Source organism: Atlantibacter sp. MEI4A-1023, from assembly GCF_056155425.1.
In genome coordinates, this window is record NZ_CM149568.1 from 1,001,411 (window position 1) to 1,019,830 (window position 18,420).

Sequence of the window (18,420 nt, forward strand, 5' to 3'; positions counted from 1 at the left end):
TTTGCTCGTTTTAAATCGCACAGCGGGAAAAGAATTTTTTGAGTGCACATCTTAACACTCTTTTTTAGTGTGATTCACCCAAGGTGGCGGATGACTGACGACGCCACGTTACCAGAAGCTTGGCAAGGGTGGTAAACGCATTTGTGCACAAAAAATCATTCTTGCGAGGCAACGTCTAAAAGCGTGGCAGGCAGTGCAGGGGATTACAGCAGGTTTACGCGCCGGCTCGTAAGAGATGATGCGACGAGGGCGCATCATCTCTTCATCGCGGTGTTACAGCTTCAAGGTAGTGAGGCAGGTCTGGCTCTCGCTGTGGGTCGCGATGGGCGAGGAGGCGGTTTTTCCCTGATAGCTCACATCCAGCGTGCCCTGCATATCGCGCGGCAGCCACAATCCCACAAAGCCGTTCTGATAGCTCTTCACGCTTTTTTGTAGCACCACATTGCCTTTCAGATCGGTCACTTTAACGTCGAAGGTGGTGTTCGGCATCTCTCCCTGGCAACCCGACAAACTGTGGTTGAAACAGGGATGGGTCTGATGTTCGTAAGGTGCGACGGAGAGATAAAATTTATCCGCTAACGGGAACGCATAAGCCTGTTTACCGTCCGATAATTTTAACTCGGTACTGGTGATTGACGCGCTAAACGGCAGCGGGCGCGCTTGCGGATTCTGGTCGATAGCCTCAACCATTTGCTGGGTGTTTTTACCCGCAAGGCCATACTGGGCCAGAAAGTCAGTTTGCGACGTTGCGGCCAGGGCACTGCCGGAAACGGCAAGGCCAAGCAGAGAAAGCAGGAGTGTGCGACGCATGATAATTTCCTTTGGGTACGATTTGTCGCCAAACTCTAAACCTTCCCCTTAGGGGAGAGTCAAAAGCGTGCCGCCCAAAGTTGTGTAAGGTTTTGTATGACCACAACTTTGTTTGATTTTCATCAAATTTTAGCGTGGGCATTCGGCCGCTTTGATTCCGATAATTTCCCATTAGGGCGCGCCGCGCTTCGCCTCCCGCGCTGAATGTTCTACCATGATATTCACTCGTTTGATTTGCTTTATGGACAACTCATGATTAAGCGTCGTTATGCTGCTCTTTTGCCTCTTCTGGTGCTGCTTTCCGCATGCAGCAGTAAACCTAAAACCACCACAGAAACTGCCGCCGCCAATACTGCGGGTACGCCGCAAGGCGGATTTTTACTTCAGCCGCAGCATGATGTTTATCTCTCCAGCGGTGATTTTGCTAATAACCCCGCCGCTGAAAAATTCATCGATATGATGGTCAGCAAACACGGCTTTAACCGCCAACAGCTTCATGAAGTGCTTTCTCAGGCCAAGCGGCTGGACTACGTGCTGCGCCTGATGGACAGACAAGCGCCGACCACGCTGCCGCCTTCCGGGCCTAACGGGGCATGGCTGCGTTATCGCGATAAATTCATTACCCCGGATAACGTCCAGAACGGCGTTGTTTTCTGGAATCAATACCAGGACGCGCTGAATCGCGCCTTTATGGTGTACGGCGTGCCGCCGGAAATTATCGTTGGCATTATTGGTGTGGAAACCCGCTGGGGGCGCGTGATGGGCAAGACCCGCATTCTGGATGCGCTGGCAACCCTTTCATTCGCTTATCCGCGCCGTGCCGAGTATTTCTCCAGCGAACTGGAAACCTTTTTGCTGATGTCGCGTGATGAAGGCGACGACCCACTGGAGCTGAAAGGATCGTTTGCCGGTGCTATGGGCTACGGACAGTTTATGCCATCCTCCTATAAAGAATACGCCGTTGATTTTAATGGAGATGGACATATTAATCTTTGGGATCCAGTTGATGCCATCGGCAGCGTAGCAAATTACTTCAAAGCACATGGCTGGGAGAAAGGTGAGCCGGTGGCCGTACAGGCCAATGGTGAAGCGCCAGGTTTAGAAAACGGCTTCAAGACCAAATATTCTCCGGCACAGCTGGCGGCCGCTGGCTTAACGCCGCAACAACCGTTGGGCAACCACTCGCAGGTCAGTTTGCTGCGCCTGGATATCGGGACGCGTTATCAGTACTGGTACGGTTTGCCGAATTTCTACACCATCACGCGCTACAACCACAGCACCCATTACGCGATGGCGGTATGGCAACTGGGCCAGGCGGTGGCGATGGCGCGCGTTCAGTAGCGGCTTTCTGGAATCGATCTCGTAAACGCAAAATGTAATCGCTGAAAAAGGGCAGTGCGCATTGCTAAGCGCATTGCCCTCACTACAATTGGAGCCGTGATGACTGACGATGAATTGAAGCAGCTGAGCAAAACGGTGGGCGAAGCGTTAAAACGCCAGGGCGCGACAGTAACGACGGCGGAGTCTTGCACCGGCGGCTGGGTCGCGAAAGCGATTACCGATATTGCGGGCAGTTCCGCCTGGTTTGAACGCGGATTTGTCACCTACAGTAACGAGGCAAAAGCGCAAATGATCGGCGTTGACGCCGACACGCTCAACCAGCACGGCGCCGTGAGCGAGCCGGTGGTGATCCAGATGGCGCAGGGTGCCCTGGCTGCCGCCAATGCCAGCTATGCGGTTTCTATTAGCGGGATTGCCGGGCCGGACGGCGGCAGCGAGCAAAAGCCGGTGGGCACGGTCTGGTTTGGGTTCGCCAGCCGTCATGGCGAGACCCTCACGCGGCATGAATGTTTTAGCGGCGACCGCGATGCCGTGCGGCTTCAGGCCACGGTTTATGCGTTAAAAACGCTCTGGCAACAATTTCTACAAAAGGCTTGATACTGTATGACTATACAGTATAATTGCTTCATCGAAATAATAGCGGCAACGTGGGCGATGGTGCTTCACTTTGCATGACAGGAGTAAAAATGGCTATCGACGAAAACAAACAGAAGGCGTTAGCGGCAGCTCTGGGCCAAATTGAAAAGCAATTTGGTAAAGGCTCCATCATGCGTCTGGGTGAAGACCGCTCCATGGATGTGGAAACCATTTCAACGGGCTCACTCTCCCTCGATATCGCGCTTGGCGCGGGCGGTCTGCCGATGGGCCGTATCGTTGAGATCTATGGTCCGGAATCTTCCGGTAAAACCACGCTGACCCTGCAGGTTGTCGCCGCAGCGCAGCGCGAAGGTAAAACCTGTGCCTTTATCGATGCTGAACACGCGCTGGACCCGGTCTACGCACGCAAGCTGGGCGTTGATATCGACAACCTGCTGTGTTCTCAGCCGGATACCGGTGAACAAGCGCTCGAAATCTGTGACGCCTTAGCGCGTTCCGGCGCGGTTGACGTGATCATCGTCGACTCCGTTGCGGCGCTGACACCGAAAGCGGAAATCGAAGGTGAAATCGGTGACTCTCACATGGGCCTCGCGGCACGTATGATGAGCCAGGCAATGCGTAAACTCGCAGGTAACCTGAAGCAGTCCAACACGCTGCTGATTTTCATCAACCAGATCCGTATGAAGATTGGTGTGATGTTCGGTAACCCGGAAACCACAACCGGTGGTAACGCGCTGAAGTTCTACGCTTCCGTACGTCTTGATATCCGCCGTATCGGCGCCGTGAAAGAGGGCGACGAAGTGGTGGGTAGCGAAACCCGCGTGAAAGTGGTGAAGAACAAAATTGCAGCGCCGTTTAAACAGGCTGAATTCCAGATCCTTTACGGTGAAGGCATCAACTTCTACGGCGAGCTGGTTGACCTGGGCGTGAAGCACAAGCTGATTGAAAAAGCGGGTGCGTGGTATAGCTACAATGGTGAGAAAGTGGGCCAGGGTAAAGCGAACGCCACTAACTTCCTGAAGGAAAACAAAGCGATTGCGCAGGAGATTGAAAAGAAACTGCGTGAGCAACTGTTGCACAATCAGGATGACAAACCGGCTTTCTCTACTGAAGAGTATGAAAAAGACGAGTCAGAAACTAACGAAGACTTCTGATTCTCAGGGCTGCCCAGGCAGCCCTTTTTTATTACTGACGCGTAATTTGATATGACTGACCGTTCTCCCCGCCGCTCGGTATACGCACGTTTATGCGATCGGGCGACCCGTTTACTCGCCATGCGCGATCACAGCGAGCAAGAGCTGCGTCGCAAGCTGGCTGCGCCTTTTATGATGAAGTCGCGACAGGATGAAGCTGAATCCATCTCCGCTGAAGACGTCGAAAATGTGATTCGCTGGTGCTATGAGCACAACTGGCTGGATGACGTCAACTTCGCAGGGCGGTATATCGCCAGCCGATCCCGCAAAGGGTATAGCCCACAGCGTATCCGTCAAGAATTACAGCAAAAAGGGTTAACCCGCGAGCACTGTGACGCCGCGTTTCGGGCATGTGACATCGACTGGCAGCAAATCACCTGGGATATCGCCGTACGCAAATTTGGCGAACCGTTGCCGCGTAACTATCCTGAGAAGGTAAAAGTGCAGCGGTTTTTGCTGTACAGAGGCTTCCTGATGGAGGATATACAGGAGATATACCGAAATTTTGCCGATTGAGCGCATCCTGGATTTTACTTCCCTCCTCAGAAAACTTATCTTATTCCCACTTTTTTCCCGTCAGGGCGGACAGCGATTCACCAGTCGGTTTATCATGTCCGGCTTACGACAATTCGTTAGCTTGATTTCAGGATAATTATGAGCAAGAGCACCGCTGAGATCCGTCAGGCGTTTCTCGATTTTTTCCATAGTAAAGGACATCAGGTAGTTGCCAGCAGCTCTCTGGTTCCCAACAACGATCCCACACTGCTGTTTACCAACGCCGGGATGAACCAGTTCAAGGATGTTTTCCTTGGTCTCGATAAGCGTAATTATTCCCGCGCAACTACCGCGCAGCGCTGCGTGCGTGCGGGTGGTAAACACAACGATCTGGAAAACGTCGGTTACACCGCCCGTCACCACACTTTCTTCGAAATGCTGGGCAACTTCAGCTTCGGTGACTATTTCAAACATGATGCTATCCAGTACGCCTGGGAGCTGTTGACCGGCGAGCAGTGGTTTAACCTGCCGAAAGATCGTTTATGGGTCACCGTTTACGAATCTGACGATGAAGCCTATGAAATCTGGGAAAAAGAAGTGGGCGTCCCGCGCGAACGCATTATTCGTATCGGCGACAACAAAGGTGCAGCTTACGCCTCTGATAACTTCTGGCAGATGGGCGATACCGGTCCGTGTGGTCCTTGCACCGAGATTTTCTTCGACCATGGCGACCATATCTGGGGTGGCCCTCCGGGAAGCCCGGAAGAAGACGGCGACCGCTATATCGAAATCTGGAACATCGTGTTTATGCAGTTCAACCGTCAGGCTGACGGTACGATGGAACCGCTGCCGAAACCGTCCGTCGATACCGGTATGGGCCTGGAGCGTATTGCGGCGGTACTGCAACACGTTAACTCCAACTATGAAATTGACCTGTTCCGCGATCTGATTCAGGCAGTGGCGAAAGAAACCGGCGCAACCGATCTGAGCAACAAATCTCTGCGCGTTATCGCTGACCACATCCGCTCCTGCGCATTTTTAATTGCCGATGGGGTTATCCCGTCCAATGAAAACCGTGGCTACGTGCTGCGCCGTATCATTCGTCGCGCGATTCGCCACGGCAATATGCTGGGCGCGAAGGACACCTTCTTCTACAAGCTGGTTGGCCCGCTGATTCGCGTGATGGGTTCCGCCGGTGAAGATCTGCAACGTCAGCAGGCTCAGGTTGAGCAAATTCTGAAAACTGAAGAAGAACAATTTGCCCGTACGCTTGAGCGTGGCCTGGCGCTGCTGGATGAAGAACTGGCGAAATTGTCCGGCGATACCCTGGATGGTGAAACCGCGTTCCGTCTGTATGACACTTACGGTTTCCCGGTGGATTTGACCGCTGACGTGTGCCGCGAGCGTAACATCAAAGTTGACGAAGCGGGCTTTGAAGCCGCGATGGAAGCGCAGCGCCGTCGCGCGCGCGAATCCAGCGGTTTTGGCGCTGACTATAACGCCATGATCCGCGTTGAAGGCGCATCTGAATTTAAAGGTTATGACCACGTTGAACTGACGGGCAAAGTGACTGCACTGTTTGTTGACGGCAAAGCCGTTGAGCAAATCGCAGCCGGCGAGCAGGCGGTAGTGATCCTGAACGAAACGCCGTTCTATGCGGAATCCGGCGGCCAGGTGGGCGATCGCGGCGAGTTGCTGGGCAATGGTTTTGCCTTCTGCGTCGAAGATACCCAGAAGTATGGTCAGGCAATCGGCCATATCGGCAAACTGACCAGCGGCGTGCTGAAAGTGGGCGAGGGCGTAAAAGCGCAGGTGGACGAAGCGCGTCGTGCGCGTATCCGTCTGAACCACTCCGCCACTCACTTAATGCATGCGGCATTGCGCCAGGTACTGGGCACCCACGTTGCACAGAAAGGCTCGCTGGTTAACGATAAAGGCCTGCGTTTTGACTTCTCCCACTTTGAAGCCATGAAGCCGGAAGAAATCCGCGCAGTGGAAGATCTGGTGAACGCGCAAATCCGCCGTAACCTGCCGATTGAAACCCAGGTAATGGATCTTGAAACGGCCAAAGCGAAAGGCGCAATGGCGCTGTTCGGCGAGAAATATGACGAACACGTGCGCGTACTGAGCATGGGCGATTTCTCCACCGAGCTGTGCGGCGGTATTCATGCCGATCGCACCGGCGATATCGGTCTGTTCCACATTGTTGCTGAGTCCGGCACCGCGGCGGGCGTACGCCGTATCGAAGCGGTCACTGGCGAAGGCGCGCTGGCGCAGGTTCACGCCCAGAACGATCAGTTACACGATATCGCGCAATTGCTCAAAGGCGACAGCCAGAATCTGAACGATAAAGTTCGTGCGGTGATTGAGCGTACGCGCCAGCTTGAAAAAGAGCTGCAGCAGCTAAAAGAACAACAGGCGGTTCAGGAAAGCGCGAACCTCAGCAGTAAAGCCGTTGAAATGAATGGCGTAAAACTGCTGGTCAGCGAACTGACCGGCGTTGAACCGAAAATGCTGCGTACGATGGTTGATGACCTGAAAAATCAACTGGGCTCCACGGTTATCGTACTGGCGACCGTTGCCGATGCTAAGGTTTCTCTGATTGCGGGGGTCTCGAAAGATTTGACCGACCGCGTAAAAGCAGGTGAATTGATCGGTATGGTAGCTTCGCAGGTTGGGGGTAAAGGCGGTGGACGTCCGGACATGGCGCAAGCCGGTGGTACGGATGCCCAGGCATTGCCGGCAGCCCTTGCCAGCGTAGAAAACTGGGTCGCATCGCGACTCTCATAATGAATAAGGTATAGGCGAAGGCGCTATAACAATCCGTTGTTATGGCGCCTTTCTCTCTCTACCCACGTTACCCCTTATTTCTCGTGTGTCAGTGGGCTGACAGGTCTCGTGAATCCATCGCAAAGAGGATGTTTGCGATAAGATGTAACGAGTTGTAGGACTTTCTGTAGCATGGATGTGAACGGGTATATAACGATAAAGTCGGGTTGAAAATTTCTGGATCGGCTAAACTTAGGTTTAACAGAATGTGATGCCGTGACTGCTTACACTTTATGTGTTTGTCATCGCTTACTTTTTGGCGTTATATGATGGATAATGCCGGGATACAGAGAGACCCGACTCTTTTAATCTTTCAAGGAGCAAAGAATGCTGATTCTGACTCGTCGAGTTGGTGAGACCCTCATGATTGGTGATGAGGTGACTGTAACGGTTCTTGGGGTAAAGGGTAACCAGGTACGCATTGGCGTAAACGCCCCCAAAGAAGTTTCCGTACACCGTGAAGAGATCTACCAGCGTATCCAGGCTGAAAAATCGCAACAGTCCAGTTTCTAAAGTTATCGCGTCTCGCTGCATGGCGAGACGCAACCTCCTTTCCCTGCCTTTATTTCCTCTGACTTTCCCTTTTTGCCCTTGCTGCTGCCCTGCGTTTTTATGCGATTTCTCTGTGGTTTCATGTTGATTAAACGCCCTTTTTGTTGGCAAAGCAGACGAATTGCGCGTGAATTGTGCAAACGAAACAGAGTCGGGAAAAATTGTTTGACTTATAAGTCCCAGAAAGTAATATGTGCGCCACGCAGCGCCGATGAGCAGAAACAAGTTCTTCGGGGCACTCGCAAGAGGCGTGTGGTGAGGTGGCCGAGAGGCTGAAGGCGCTCCCCTGCTAAGGGAGTATGCGGTCAAAAGCTGCATCCGGGGTTCGAATCCCCGCCTCACCGCCATTTGCATCCGTAGCTCAGCTGGATAGAGTACTCGGCTACGAACCGAGCGGTCGGAGGTTCGAATCCTCCCGGATGCACCATCTTCATCAGTGTTGCGGCATGATGAGTGACATTGATTCAGTAGTACAGCAGTAATCCCGATGCATCCGTAGCTCAGCTGGATAGAGTACTCGGCTACGAACCGAGCGGTCGGAGGTTCGAATCCTCCCGGATGCACCATCTTCATCAGTGTTGCGGCATGATGAGTGACATTGATTCAGTAGTACAGCAGTAATCCCGATGCATCCGTAGCTCAGCTGGATAGAGTACTCGGCTACGAACCGAGCGGTCGGAGGTTCGAATCCTCCCGGATGCACCATTATTCTTCCAGATAACAGCGCGAGCACCAGGGAGGATAACGTTGCGTCAGCAACGGCCCGCAGGGCGAGGCGCAGCCGAGTCATCCTCCCGGATGCACCATTATTGAATCCTCCCGAATACATCATTCTCTTCTTATCAAAATCTTTTTTGCTCAATCCTTCATCGGCCATACATAACCTCAGGTTCAGTCAGCGACATTTACCCTTGTTTACGCTAAAGTAACGCTCCTGTAATCAACTTTGGGGGCTAAATGTACGATCGTTACGACGGGCTAATTTTCGATATGGATGGCACCATCCTGGATACCGAACCGACACACCGTAAGGCGTGGAGCGACGTATTAGGACGTTACGGTATGCAATTTGACCTCGAAGCCATGGTTGCGCTCAATGGTTCCCCTACCTGGCGTATCGCCGAAGCGGTTATCGCCCTCAATGGTGCGACGCTCGACCCGCATGAACTGGCGCGTGAAAAAACGCTGGCAGTCAAAGCGATGCTGCTGGATACCGTGCGCCCGCTGCCGTTAATCGACGTGGTTAAAGCGTGGCATGGGCGTCGTCCTATGGCCGTCGGCACCGGAAGTGAAAGTGCTATTGCCGAGGCGTTATTAGCACATTTAGGCTTGCGCCACTATTTCCAGGCTGTTGTCGCCGCCGATCACGTTCAGCATCACAAACCTGCCCCGGATACCTTTTTGCGTTGCGCCGCGCTGATGGGCGTTGCGCCTGAAAAATGCGTGGTCTTCGAAGATGCGGATTTCGGTATCCAGGCTGCCCAGAGGGCAGGGATGGATGCGGTGGATGTACGCTTACTGTGAGTGACGCGCTGTCACTGTTCTCGCTATTCTCCAGCAGTTTTTTGAGCGCTACTTTATTACCCGGCAGTTCCGAAGCGGTGTTGATCGCGTTGTTACTGGCCGGGAAAAGCGAGCCGTGGGTATTAGTTTTAATAGCAACAATAGGTAATAGCCTTGGAGGCCTGACTAACGTTATTCTTGGTCGGTTTTTTCCGTTACGCGAAACGTCGCGCTGGCAGGAAAAAGCGGTTTACTGGCTACAACGTTTTGGTCCAGTTGCGCTATTACTTAGCTGGATGCCTGTCATAGGCGATTTGTTGTGCCTGCTTGCCGGATGGCTGCGTTTATCGTGGGGGCCGGTGGTACTTTTTTTATGCCTGGGTAAAGCGTTGCGCTACATCATTGTGGCACTGGCAACGCTCCAGGGGATGGCGTGGTGGCACTAATTGGATTGTTTGAGTGACCTTTAATCGTCAACCATTACAATTATGCTTAATAAAAATGAATTCGACAGGCGGGAGGTCAATTTGATCCCGGACGTATCACAGGCGCTGGCCTGGCTGGAAAATCATCCTGATGTGCTACAGGGCATTCGTCGTGGGCTGGAGCGCGAAACATTACGCGTAACGCCAGAAGGGCATCTGGCCCAAACCGGGCATCCAGAGAGCCTGGGTTCAACGCTCACGCATCAGTGGATCACTACCGACTTTGCGGAAGCGCTGCTGGAGTTTATTACTCCCGTTGATGACGATATCGACCATATGTTGGCGGTGCTGCGCGATATTCATCGTCACGTGGCACGCGAGCTGGGCGATGAGCGTATGTGGCCGCTCAGTATGCCGTGCTATATCGAAGACGGCCAGGATATCGAACTGGCGCAGTACGGCAGCTCCAATATTGGCCGCCTGAAAACGCTGTACCGCGAAGGGCTGAGAAACCGCTATGGCGCGCTGATGCAAACCATCTCTGGCGTGCATTACAACTTCTCGCTACCGCTGGCGTTCTGGCAGGCGAAATGCGGCGTTACCGACAGCGACAGTGGCAAAGCTGCCATCTCGGCAGGCTATTTCCGCCTGATCCGCAACTATTATCGTTTTGGCTGGGTGATCCCGTATCTGTTCGGCGCATCGCCGGCGATTTGCGCCTCTTTCCTGCAGGGCAAACCGACCACACTGCCGTTCGAAAAAACCGACTGCGGCATGTATTACCTGCCGTACGCCACATCTTTGCGCCTGAGCGATTTGGGCTATACCAATAAATCGCAAAGCAATCTCGGGATTACGTTTAACGATCTCGATACTTATGTGACAGGATTGAAGCGGGCGATTAAAACCCCGTCGGAAGAGTACGCGAAAATCGGCCTGAAAGAGGGCGATAAGCATCTGCAAATTAATACCAACATTCTGCAGATTGAAAACGAGCTGTATGCGCCTATCCGTCCGAAACGCGTCACCCGCAAAGGCGAGTCGCCGTCGGATGCGCTGATGCGCGGCGGTATTGAGTATATCGAAGTGCGCTCGCTGGATATCAACCCGTTCTCAGCGACGGGCGTGGATGAGCAGCAGGTGCGTTTCCTGGATCTGTTTATGATCTGGTGCGTGCTGGCGGATGCGCCGGAAATGAGCAGCGATGAACTGCTGTGTACCCGTACAAACTGGAACCGCGTGATCCTTGAAGGCCGCAAACCGGGCTTAACCCTGGGTATCGGCTGCGAAACGGCGCAACATCCGCTTGAGAAAGTGGGTAAAGATCTGTTCCGTGATTTAATGACCGTCGCCCAAACGCTCGACGGTATCGCCGGTAACCGTCAGTATCAGGACGTTTGCCAACAGCTGGTCGCCTGTTTCGACAACCCGGAATTAACCTACTCGGCGCGTATCCTGAGTTCGATGATTGAAAAAGGGATTGGCGGCACTGGTCGTGCGCTGGCGGAGCAGTATCGCGCGCAGCTGCGTGAAGAGCCGCTGGAAGTGCTGAGCGAAGCCGATTTTGCGAAAGAACAGGTTGAATCCTGGGAGCGCCAGCGCGCCATTGAAGCGGCAGATACGGAATCGTTTGAAGATTTTCTGGCGAAGCAAGGCTAAGAAAAGAAAAAGGCCACACCGTGTGTGGCCAAAAATTTCATCTCTGAAGACAGGGATGATGATAACAAATGCGCGTCTTTCATATATTCAGACTCGCCTGGAAACCAATAGTTCATTTTAATTTAAAAAATATCACTGCCTGGAGGTGACCCGATGCCATTACTGGATAGCTTTACCGTTGACCATACCCGTATGCAGGCGCCGGCGGTGCGTGTAGCCAAAACCATGCACACTCCGCACGGCGACACCATCACCGTATTCGACCTGCGTTTCTGCGTGCCTAACCAGGAAGTGATGCCGGAAAAAGGCATTCACACGCTGGAGCACCTGTTCGCGGGCTTTATGCGCGATCACCTGAACGGCGACGGCGTGGAAATCATCGACATTTCGCCGATGGGCTGCCGCACCGGCTTCTACATGAGCCTGATTGGCGAGCCGCAGGAACAGCGCGTGGCTGACGCATGGAAAGCGGCAATGGAAGACGTGCTGAAGGTGAAAGAGCAGAACCAAATCCCGGAACTGAACGTTTACCAGTGCGGCACTTACCATATGCACTCTCTGGAAGAAGCGCAGGAAATCGCCCGTCACATCGTCGATCGCGGCGTGGGCGTTAACAGCAACGACGAGCTGGCGCTGCCGAAAGAAACGCTGAAAGAACTGCACATCTAGTCCTCACGCTGTGCCCATAAAAAAAGCGCCAATGGCGCTTTTTTTAGTTTCAGTAACAGGGCGCTAATGCGCGCCACCGCCACCGCCACCGCCACCGCCACCGCCGCCCGCCCCGAAGGGAGGTTTGGCAAACCACACCAGCCCCAGCAGCACCAGGAACACCCCCGCAGAGACCCAGAAAATCTCGTTTGCCGAGATAATTAGCCCCTGGTTGGTGATTTGCTGCGCCAGATAGCCTGACGCCTGCTCCCGGCTCATCCCCAGCCCCTGAAGCTGGCTATACATCTCCTGGGCATTCGGGTTGTAAGGGTTTACCGACTCGGTAAGCTGAGCGTGATGCAGCGACTCGCGGTTGGTCCACAGCGTGGTGGTGATCGATGTCCCGATAGAACCTGCCAGCGTACGCATAAAGTTCGACAAACTCGATGCGGCAGCCAAGCGTTCCGGTGGCAGCCCGGACAGGGTAATGGTGGTCAGCGGCATAAAGAAACACGCCACGGCGAAGCCCTGGATAAACTGCGGCCAGGCCGACGCACCAAAATCCATTCCCGGTTCGAAGGTATACGCACGCCAGTAGAAACAGACCGCATACATAATGAAGCTGAACGTCACCAGCCGGCGCATATCCAGCCGGTGCGCGAACCGCCCAATAATGGGCGACAGCAACACCGGTATGACCCCCACCGGCGCTGACGCCAGACCCGCCCAGGTTGCGGTATAGCCGTATACCTCCTGTAGCAGTTGCGGCAGCAGAACGATGGCCCCGAAGTAGAGCATGTACGCCAGGCTGATACACAAACAGCCGATGGTAAAGTTGCGCGACTTAAACAACGACAGATCGACTATCGGGTTGTCGTCGGTCAGCTCCCAGACAATCAGGAAGCTTATCGACACCACCGCAACAATGGTCAGAATGATGATTTCGTTGGAGCTAAACCAGTCGAGTTCTTTCCCCCGGTCCAGCATCACCTGCAAACTGCCGATACCGATCACCAACAGCCCTAAACCCACGGCATCAATGCGCCGCTGTTCGGTGCGGGTCTCACGGTTGCGCAACGTTTGCAGCGTCAGCAGCACCACCAGCGCGCCAATCGGCACGTTGATAAAGAAGATCCAGCCCCAGTGATAGTTATCGCTGATCCAGCCGCCGAGGATCGGGCCGCAGATCGGCGCGACAATCACCGTCATCGACCACAGCGCCAGCGCGATACTGCGTTTGGCGGGCGGATAGTTGTTCAGTAATAAGCTCTGGGAGAGCGGGATCAGCGGCCCGGCGACAATCCCCTGGATCACGCGAAAGAAGATCAGCATGTTCAGGCTGGAAGAGACGCCGCAGGCCCAGGAGGCGATCACAAACAGAATGGTCGACCACAGGAACAGCTTTACTTCGCCAACGCGCTTGGCCAGCCAGCCGGTGATGGGAATTGAAATCGCATTCGCCACGCCGAACGAGGTAATCACCCAGGTGCCCTGGCTCAGCGACGAGCCAAGGTTACCGGCGATGGTGGGGATCGCCACGTTCGCGATGGTGGAGTCCAGCACCTGCATAAAAGTCGCCAGCGACAGCGCAATGGTCATGATGACCAGTTGCGCGCCCTCCAGCGGTTTACGTTGTTGCATAACCCCTCCGCCACTCAATTCGCGTTGGCCCGTACGATATCGTTGATAAGCGTATTCACGGGCTCAAGGCTAATCTCACGGGCGTTGCTTTGGTAGACGGGCTCAGAGCGGGTCTGGCTTGCCAGTACCTGGCCATCACGGTTGCTGGTGTCGACTTCCACCAGCGTGGAAAGGCCGATACGCAGCGGATGCTGTTCCAGCTGTTTGGCGTCAATTTCAATGCGCACCGGTAAACGCTGAACCACTTTGATCCAGTTGCCGGTGGCGTTTTGCGCAGGTAGCAGCGAGAACGCGCTGCCGGTGCCCATATCCAGGCCGACCACTTTACCGGTGTATTTCACCTCGTCGCCGTAGATATCGCTCACTACCGTAGCCGCCTGGCCGATACGCATATGCGCCAGCTGGGTCTCTTTGAAGTTAGCGTCCACCCACAGATTGGATGCGGGCACCACCGCCATCAACGGCGTGGTCGGGCTAATTTGCGCGCCTGGCTGCACGGCACGGCGTGAAACATAACCGGTGATTGGGCTGACGATTTTGGTACGTTCCAGCGCCAGCCAGGCGTTACGCACTTCGGTCGCTGCCTGTTTCACCGCAGGCTGGTCTTCCAGTTTGGTCCCCAGCACCATCGCCTGATTGGCGTTGTACTGTTGGATTGCCACATCCAGCTGCGCCTGGGCGCTGGTCACTGCATCACGGGCGTGTTGCAGTTCTTCACGACCAATCAAATTGGCGCTACCCAGCGGAATACGACGGTTTAAGTCACTTTGCGCCTGGGCCAGTGCGGTTTTCTGCACCTCGATATTGGCCTGATACTGCTTGCTGTTGATCATCAGCTGATGCGTTTGACGCACGCTGGAGGCCAGCTCAGTCTGCGCTTTTTCAAACGCCTGCTGCGCGTCAACCGGGTCAAGCGTCACCAGCACATCGCCCTGTTTTACGAAGTCGGTGTTGTCTGCCCAGACTTGAGTGACGCTGCCAGAGACCTGCGCCATGATCTGTACCTGATTCCCTGCCACATACGCATCGTCGGTTTCTTCGTAATGACGCAGTACTAAAAACCAATAAATGCCATATGCCACTGCCAGAATAATAAAGAGCAACGTCAATAAGATAAGCAGGCTTTTACGTTTGCCTTTCTTATTTACCGCTTGCTGCGGGGTCGTATTCTCCGCATTTGCGCTCATGTTTTTCTCCACGATCTTCTTATTTTCTCGTCGGCTGAGCCGACCTGTTGTCAGAAAAGGCCAGCAGTGAACTGCTGGCCTGTAACTGTAGCTTAGATGTATCGATTGGACGTTTGCGAAACGAGCGACTTAGGTATTAACGCGTCGCTTCAAGGATGGTGTCGTCGGCATCCATTTGATCCAGACGGGTCAGCAGCTTGCGGGTGATATTTTCCAGCTGCTCTTTTTCAGAAACGTCCAGTGAAGACCATAAGTGTTGCAGGCAGTGATGCTGCGGCGGCAACACCTGGCGCAGGAACTCCTGGCCTTTTTCGGTTAACTGTAAATGCAGGCAACGGCGGTCGTTATCGCTTTCACGGCGTTCAATCCAGCCGCGCTTTTCCAGTTCATCGGCAATGCGCGTGGCATTGGTGCGTGATGAACCCAGCGCACAGCTCAATTCGCTTGGCTGAATGCTGTGATTTTCCTGAGACTCAAGGGTAATCAACGCCATAAACAGGGTCTCGTTAATGCCTTGCGCTTTCAGCATTTTATTGCGGTTTTCCAGCAGCTTGCCCTGCATATGCATGCACAGGCGAGTCAGCAAAATTTCCTGGTAGGGGAAATCCTCGTAGCGACTGGCGCGGAATTTAAGCATTTGCTCAATGGGCGTAAACGAACTATCCATCAGGTATGACCTCATTAATTGCAGTCGATATAGTAACGACGGTAACAAATAATGTAAATGTATTATTTATTTTAACGAATATGGGAACGCTATATTACCGTCAACAATTTCCAGGCTATTCCATAGCCCAGCGCACTCAACAGCGTCGGGATAATGATGCTGCGAGTGTTGTAAAAACTCATGCCCAGGACCGCAAAACCAATCAGCGTTGGTAATAGTCGGCGGGCGTCATGAACGATTTCCGGCACGCTGGAGACCACCAGCAAGGCGCAAATCGAAGCAATGCCGATGGTGTCGAGCAGGACGCCGGTTGCGCCGCGCTTTGCCGGCCGCACGCTCCCGGCGCGTACCCGCAGCGGCAGGTAGCGAAACAGATAGTTGACCAGGCCAACCAGCAGGCCGAGCAGCAGGACGTCAGTGCGCATCGCGGCTTCTTCTCAGATGTTCAATCACCGCGACCAGGCAACCGCAGACAATACCCGCCAGAATCGCCACCGGGATGGAAAACAGCGTCACACCCAGCACCGCGCCGGTCAGCGAGGCCGCGACGCTTAACGACTGGGCGCGCTGGAACGACACCAGCAGGAAACTCATAAACAGCGCGGGCAGCATAAAACTCATCGCCGCTTCAATGGCCGGGTAACCCTCCAGCAAACCATTACCGGAGTAAGCGCCCACCAGCGTCCCCGTCACCCAGGAGAGCCACGAGCAGAAGGCGATGCCGATCATCCAGTTTTCGCTCCAGCGGCGGTTGTCGCGCACCAGTTTAGCGGTGGCGGCGGCGAACACTTCATCGGTCAGGCCAAACGCCCACAATGCGGTTTTTGGTTTTTTAAGCGAGCGAATAATGCGGCTTTGCAGGGAAGGGCCATACAGCACATGGCGCACGTCCATTGCCATCACGGTCAGCGCGGCGATCCACAACGAACTGCCGGCGGCGAGCATCGCGGTAATCACAAACTGGCTTGCGCCCGCGTAAATAATGCAGGAGAAAAAAAGGCTTTCGAGGGGGGTAAATCCAAGACGGGTGGCATTCATTCCAAACGCGAATGCCACCGGCAAGTAGCTGATAACGATCGGCAGGCTATCTTTCACGCCTTCCCACAATGAGGCTTCATTGCTGGGATGGGTATCGGTGACGGCGGCAGGACTGTCCATATTTGTAATTAATTTAGTTAGCTACGGTAAAATCACTGGGATGAATAGATCCTGTTAACCTTAACAGAGACTTAACCGCCTTAACACCCTTAAGCACAATTGGATAAGTAAAGCCGCCCGCTTTTATCCCTGACCGTTATGGCGGTGATAACCCTTCCACCACACCAGTAAATTCAGAAGCGCCACGGTCGCGCCCGCAATACACACCCCGTTCCAGCCGGCATGTTGATAGGCGGAGGCGGAAATTAACGAGCCCGCCGAGCCGCCGATAAAATAGCTGGTCATATAGCCTGCGGTAAGACGGTTACGGGCATCGGGATGGATGCGGTAAATCACGCTCTGGTTGGTGATGTGCACGCCCTGCACCGTCAGGTCGAGCACCAGAATGCCGATAATCAGCGCCAGTACCGAGGTCTGGCCGAGAGCGATGGCTATCCACGACAGCAGCAACAGCAGCAGCCCGGCGGTGGTGGTGAGATGCGATTTGCCTTTATCCGCCAGGCCGCCCGCTGGACGCGCGCCTAACGCGCCGGCTGCGCCTGCCAGGCCAAACAGCCCGATGGTGCCTTCGGAGAAGTTAAACGGTGGCGCGGCCAGCAGAAATGCCATTGAGGTCCAGAGAATGCTGAAGTTGGCGAAGGTCAGGCAGCCGAGCGCCGCGCGGGTGCGCAGCAGTTTATCGTGGATAAACAGCGTGAATACCGAGCGCAACAGCTGCGGGTAATTCAGGTGAGTCTGGGGCTTCGCCACCGGCAGGCCGCGCCACAGGGCAATCGCCATCAGCGCCATCAGCACCGAGGCCACCCAGTAAACGGTGCGCCAGCCGCCGAGATTCGCCAGCAACCCGGCAACGGTACGCGCCAGCAAAATCCCCAATAGCAGGCCACTCATAATGGTGCCGACCACTTTACCGCGTTTGTCCGGGCTGGCGAGGGTCGCGGCCAGCGGCACCAGAATTTGCGCCACCACCGAAAACAGCCCGGTGAGCGCGGTGCCCAGAATCATCATCCACAGGGAATGGCTGCTGGCGGTGATCAGCATCCCGCCGGCTGCCAGGAGGGTCATTGAGACAATCAGGGTGCGCCGTTCAAACATATCGCCGAGCGGCACCAGGAACAGTAAGCCTGCCGCGTAGCCCAACTGGGCAGCGGTCACGATAAACCCGGCCTGGTTGACCGACAGGTCAAACGCGGTGGCGATGGTATCGAGCAGTGGTTGCGCATAGTAGTTGCTGGCTACCGCCAGGCCGGTAGCGAGGGACATCAGCGCGATGAGCGCGGGGCTAAGCCCTTGGGGTGTTTTTGTCATTATTAGGTTTTAGATTCATACATTCTTGCCAGGCGGGCATGATAACGCATCATGGGATAATGTTATTGAATTGTTGAGTGTCGGAATGTGCGGTGGGGGGAGGGGGAGTCGGCAAACAGGGCCATGCATTTACCGATCTTCTGTCAGAGGTTGCTTCTGAAGAGGAAGGGTAAACATGGAAATCACAAAGTTTGTTGCTTTGAACAGTCAGGGACAACAGCAACATTCATTGACTTGATAAATAATTAGATAATAACCTCAATACCTAATTAATATCTGAGAAGTAAATGTGACTTGGGTAAATACATACTTTGGAAATATACACAATTTTGCTTTATGACCTTATAAACAATAATGTAGCCCGACAGGCAGAATGATGTTCTTTTCAGGTAATATGTTTTGTAACA

General features: G+C 54.2%; 16 protein-coding genes, 4 tRNA genes and 1 pseudogene. 14 read left to right on the forward strand and 7 right to left on the reverse strand.

Annotated elements, in window-relative coordinates; translation table 11 throughout:
* Positions 1–273: 273 nt before the first annotated feature.
* Positions 274–810, reverse strand: a complete 537-nt coding sequence (gene cueP / locus ACVV26_RS04780) for a copper-binding periplasmic metallochaperone CueP (RefSeq protein ID WP_474800213.1) — start codon at positions 808–810, stop codon at positions 274–276.
* Positions 811–1,062: 252 nt separating this feature from the next.
* On the opposite strand from cueP, the gene mltB reads away from it, so the two are divergent.
* The 14 genes from mltB to luxS all read left to right on the forward strand — a co-directional run bounded on the left by mltB (position 1,063) and on the right by luxS (position 12,073).
* Entirely contained in the window at positions 1,063–2,151 is a 1,089-nt protein-coding gene (gene mltB, locus ACVV26_RS04785; protein ID WP_474800215.1) for a lytic murein transglycosylase B, read from the forward strand.
* 99 nt (positions 2,152–2,250) lie between these two features.
* Complete coding sequence (gene pncC, locus ACVV26_RS04790) at positions 2,251–2,748, forward strand: nicotinamide-nucleotide amidase (protein WP_474800217.1); 498 nt, start codon at positions 2,251–2,253, stop codon at positions 2,746–2,748.
* Between the two features lie 89 nt (positions 2,749–2,837).
* Positions 2,838–3,902, forward strand: coding sequence for a recombinase RecA (gene recA, locus ACVV26_RS04795; RefSeq protein ID WP_474800219.1), 1,065 nt, complete (start codon positions 2,838–2,840; stop codon positions 3,900–3,902).
* 51 nt (positions 3,903–3,953) lie between these two features.
* On the forward strand, positions 3,954–4,457 hold the full coding sequence (gene recX, locus ACVV26_RS04800; protein ID WP_474800221.1) for a recombination regulator RecX: 504 nt from the start codon (positions 3,954–3,956) through the stop codon (positions 4,455–4,457).
* Between the two features lie 138 nt (positions 4,458–4,595).
* Positions 4,596–7,226: an alanine--tRNA ligase gene (alaS, locus tag ACVV26_RS04805; protein ID WP_474800223.1), complete on the forward strand. Its 2,631-nt coding sequence runs from the start codon at positions 4,596–4,598 to the stop codon at positions 7,224–7,226.
* Between the two features lie 366 nt (positions 7,227–7,592).
* On the forward strand, positions 7,593–7,778 hold the full coding sequence (gene csrA / locus ACVV26_RS04810; protein ID WP_002434672.1) for a carbon storage regulator CsrA: 186 nt from the start codon (positions 7,593–7,595) through the stop codon (positions 7,776–7,778).
* Between the two features lie 293 nt (positions 7,779–8,071).
* A tRNA-Ser gene (locus tag ACVV26_RS04815) sits at positions 8,072–8,164 on the forward strand.
* Positions 8,165–8,167: 3 nt separating this feature from the next.
* Positions 8,168–8,244 (forward strand) — tRNA-Arg (locus ACVV26_RS04820).
* A 62-nt stretch (positions 8,245–8,306) separates the two neighbouring features.
* A tRNA-Arg gene (locus ACVV26_RS04825) sits at positions 8,307–8,383 on the forward strand.
* Between the two features lie 62 nt (positions 8,384–8,445).
* Positions 8,446–8,522: transfer RNA gene (locus tag ACVV26_RS04830), tRNA-Arg, on the forward strand.
* A 252-nt stretch (positions 8,523–8,774) separates the two neighbouring features.
* A complete protein-coding gene (gene yqaB, locus ACVV26_RS04835; protein WP_474800225.1) occupies positions 8,775–9,341 on the forward strand; it encodes a fructose-1-phosphate/6-phosphogluconate phosphatase in 567 nt (188 codons plus the stop codon).
* Positions 9,338–9,766, forward strand: coding sequence for a YqaA family protein (locus tag ACVV26_RS04840; RefSeq protein ID WP_474800227.1), 429 nt, complete (start codon positions 9,338–9,340; stop codon positions 9,764–9,766). Before yqaB ends, ACVV26_RS04840 begins: the two co-directional genes overlap by 4 nt.
* An 81-nt stretch (positions 9,767–9,847) precedes the next feature.
* On the forward strand, positions 9,848–11,404 hold the full coding sequence (gshA, locus tag ACVV26_RS04845) for a glutamate--cysteine ligase (RefSeq protein ID WP_474800229.1): 1,557 nt from the start codon (positions 9,848–9,850) through the stop codon (positions 11,402–11,404).
* Between the two features lie 153 nt (positions 11,405–11,557).
* Positions 11,558–12,073, forward strand: coding sequence for an S-ribosylhomocysteine lyase (gene luxS / locus ACVV26_RS04850; RefSeq protein ID WP_474800231.1), 516 nt, complete (start codon positions 11,558–11,560; stop codon positions 12,071–12,073).
* Between the two features lie 63 nt (positions 12,074–12,136).
* Here the strand turns inward: luxS and emrB are convergent, their stop codons facing one another.
* The 6 genes and pseudogenes from emrB to ACVV26_RS04880 all read right to left on the reverse strand — a co-directional run bounded on the left by emrB (position 12,137) and on the right by ACVV26_RS04880 (position 18,013).
* Positions 12,137–13,693, reverse strand: coding sequence for a multidrug efflux MFS transporter permease subunit EmrB (gene emrB, locus ACVV26_RS04855; protein ID WP_474800233.1), 1,557 nt, complete (start codon positions 13,691–13,693; stop codon positions 12,137–12,139).
* A 14-nt stretch (positions 13,694–13,707) separates the two neighbouring features.
* Complete coding sequence (gene emrA, locus ACVV26_RS04860) at positions 13,708–14,880, reverse strand: multidrug efflux MFS transporter periplasmic adaptor subunit EmrA (protein WP_474800235.1); 1,173 nt, start codon at positions 14,878–14,880, stop codon at positions 13,708–13,710.
* A 136-nt stretch (positions 14,881–15,016) separates the two neighbouring features.
* On the reverse strand, positions 15,017–15,547 hold the full coding sequence (gene mprA / locus ACVV26_RS04865) for a transcriptional repressor MprA (protein WP_474800237.1): 531 nt from the start codon (positions 15,545–15,547) through the stop codon (positions 15,017–15,019).
* 89 nt (positions 15,548–15,636) lie between these two features.
* The gene (ygaH, locus tag ACVV26_RS04870; RefSeq protein ID WP_474800239.1) at positions 15,637–15,972 is read right to left on the reverse strand and encodes an L-valine transporter subunit YgaH; all 336 of its coding nucleotides are present in this window, start codon (positions 15,970–15,972) and stop codon (positions 15,637–15,639) included.
* A pseudogene (locus tag ACVV26_RS04875) lies at positions 15,962–16,695 on the reverse strand (AzlC family ABC transporter permease). Before ACVV26_RS04875 ends, ygaH begins: the two are co-directional and overlap by 11 nt.
* Positions 16,696–16,828: 133 nt before the next feature.
* Positions 16,829–18,013, reverse strand: coding sequence for an MFS transporter (locus ACVV26_RS04880; protein WP_474800241.1), 1,185 nt, complete (start codon positions 18,011–18,013; stop codon positions 16,829–16,831).
* Positions 18,014–18,420 lie beyond the last annotated feature (407 nt).

Coding starts and splice junctions, on each gene's coding strand:
- cueP (WP_474800213.1), bottom strand. CDS start 810: ATGCGTCGCACACTCCTGCTTTCTCTGCTTGGCCTTGCCGTTTCCGGC.
- mltB (WP_474800215.1), top strand. CDS start 1,063: ATGATTAAGCGTCGTTATGCTGCTCTTTTGCCTCTTCTGGTGCTGCTT.
- pncC (WP_474800217.1), top strand. CDS start 2,251: ATGACTGACGATGAATTGAAGCAGCTGAGCAAAACGGTGGGCGAAGCG.
- recA (WP_474800219.1), top strand. CDS start 2,838: ATGGCTATCGACGAAAACAAACAGAAGGCGTTAGCGGCAGCTCTGGGC.
- recX (WP_474800221.1), top strand. CDS start 3,954: ATGACTGACCGTTCTCCCCGCCGCTCGGTATACGCACGTTTATGCGAT.
- alaS (WP_474800223.1), top strand. CDS start 4,596: ATGAGCAAGAGCACCGCTGAGATCCGTCAGGCGTTTCTCGATTTTTTC.
- csrA (WP_002434672.1), top strand. CDS start 7,593: ATGCTGATTCTGACTCGTCGAGTTGGTGAGACCCTCATGATTGGTGAT.
- yqaB (WP_474800225.1), top strand. CDS start 8,775: ATGTACGATCGTTACGACGGGCTAATTTTCGATATGGATGGCACCATC.
- luxS (WP_474800231.1), top strand. CDS start 11,558: ATGCCATTACTGGATAGCTTTACCGTTGACCATACCCGTATGCAGGCG.
- emrB (WP_474800233.1), bottom strand. CDS start 13,693: ATGCAACAACGTAAACCGCTGGAGGGCGCGCAACTGGTCATCATGACC.
- emrA (WP_474800235.1), bottom strand. CDS start 14,880: ATGAGCGCAAATGCGGAGAATACGACCCCGCAGCAAGCGGTAAATAAG.
- mprA (WP_474800237.1), bottom strand. CDS start 15,547: ATGGATAGTTCGTTTACGCCCATTGAGCAAATGCTTAAATTCCGCGCC.
- ygaH (WP_474800239.1), bottom strand. CDS start 15,972: ATGCGCACTGACGTCCTGCTGCTCGGCCTGCTGGTTGGCCTGGTCAAC.
- ACVV26_RS04880 (WP_474800241.1), bottom strand. CDS start 18,013: ATGACAAAAACACCCCAAGGGCTTAGCCCCGCGCTCATCGCGCTGATG.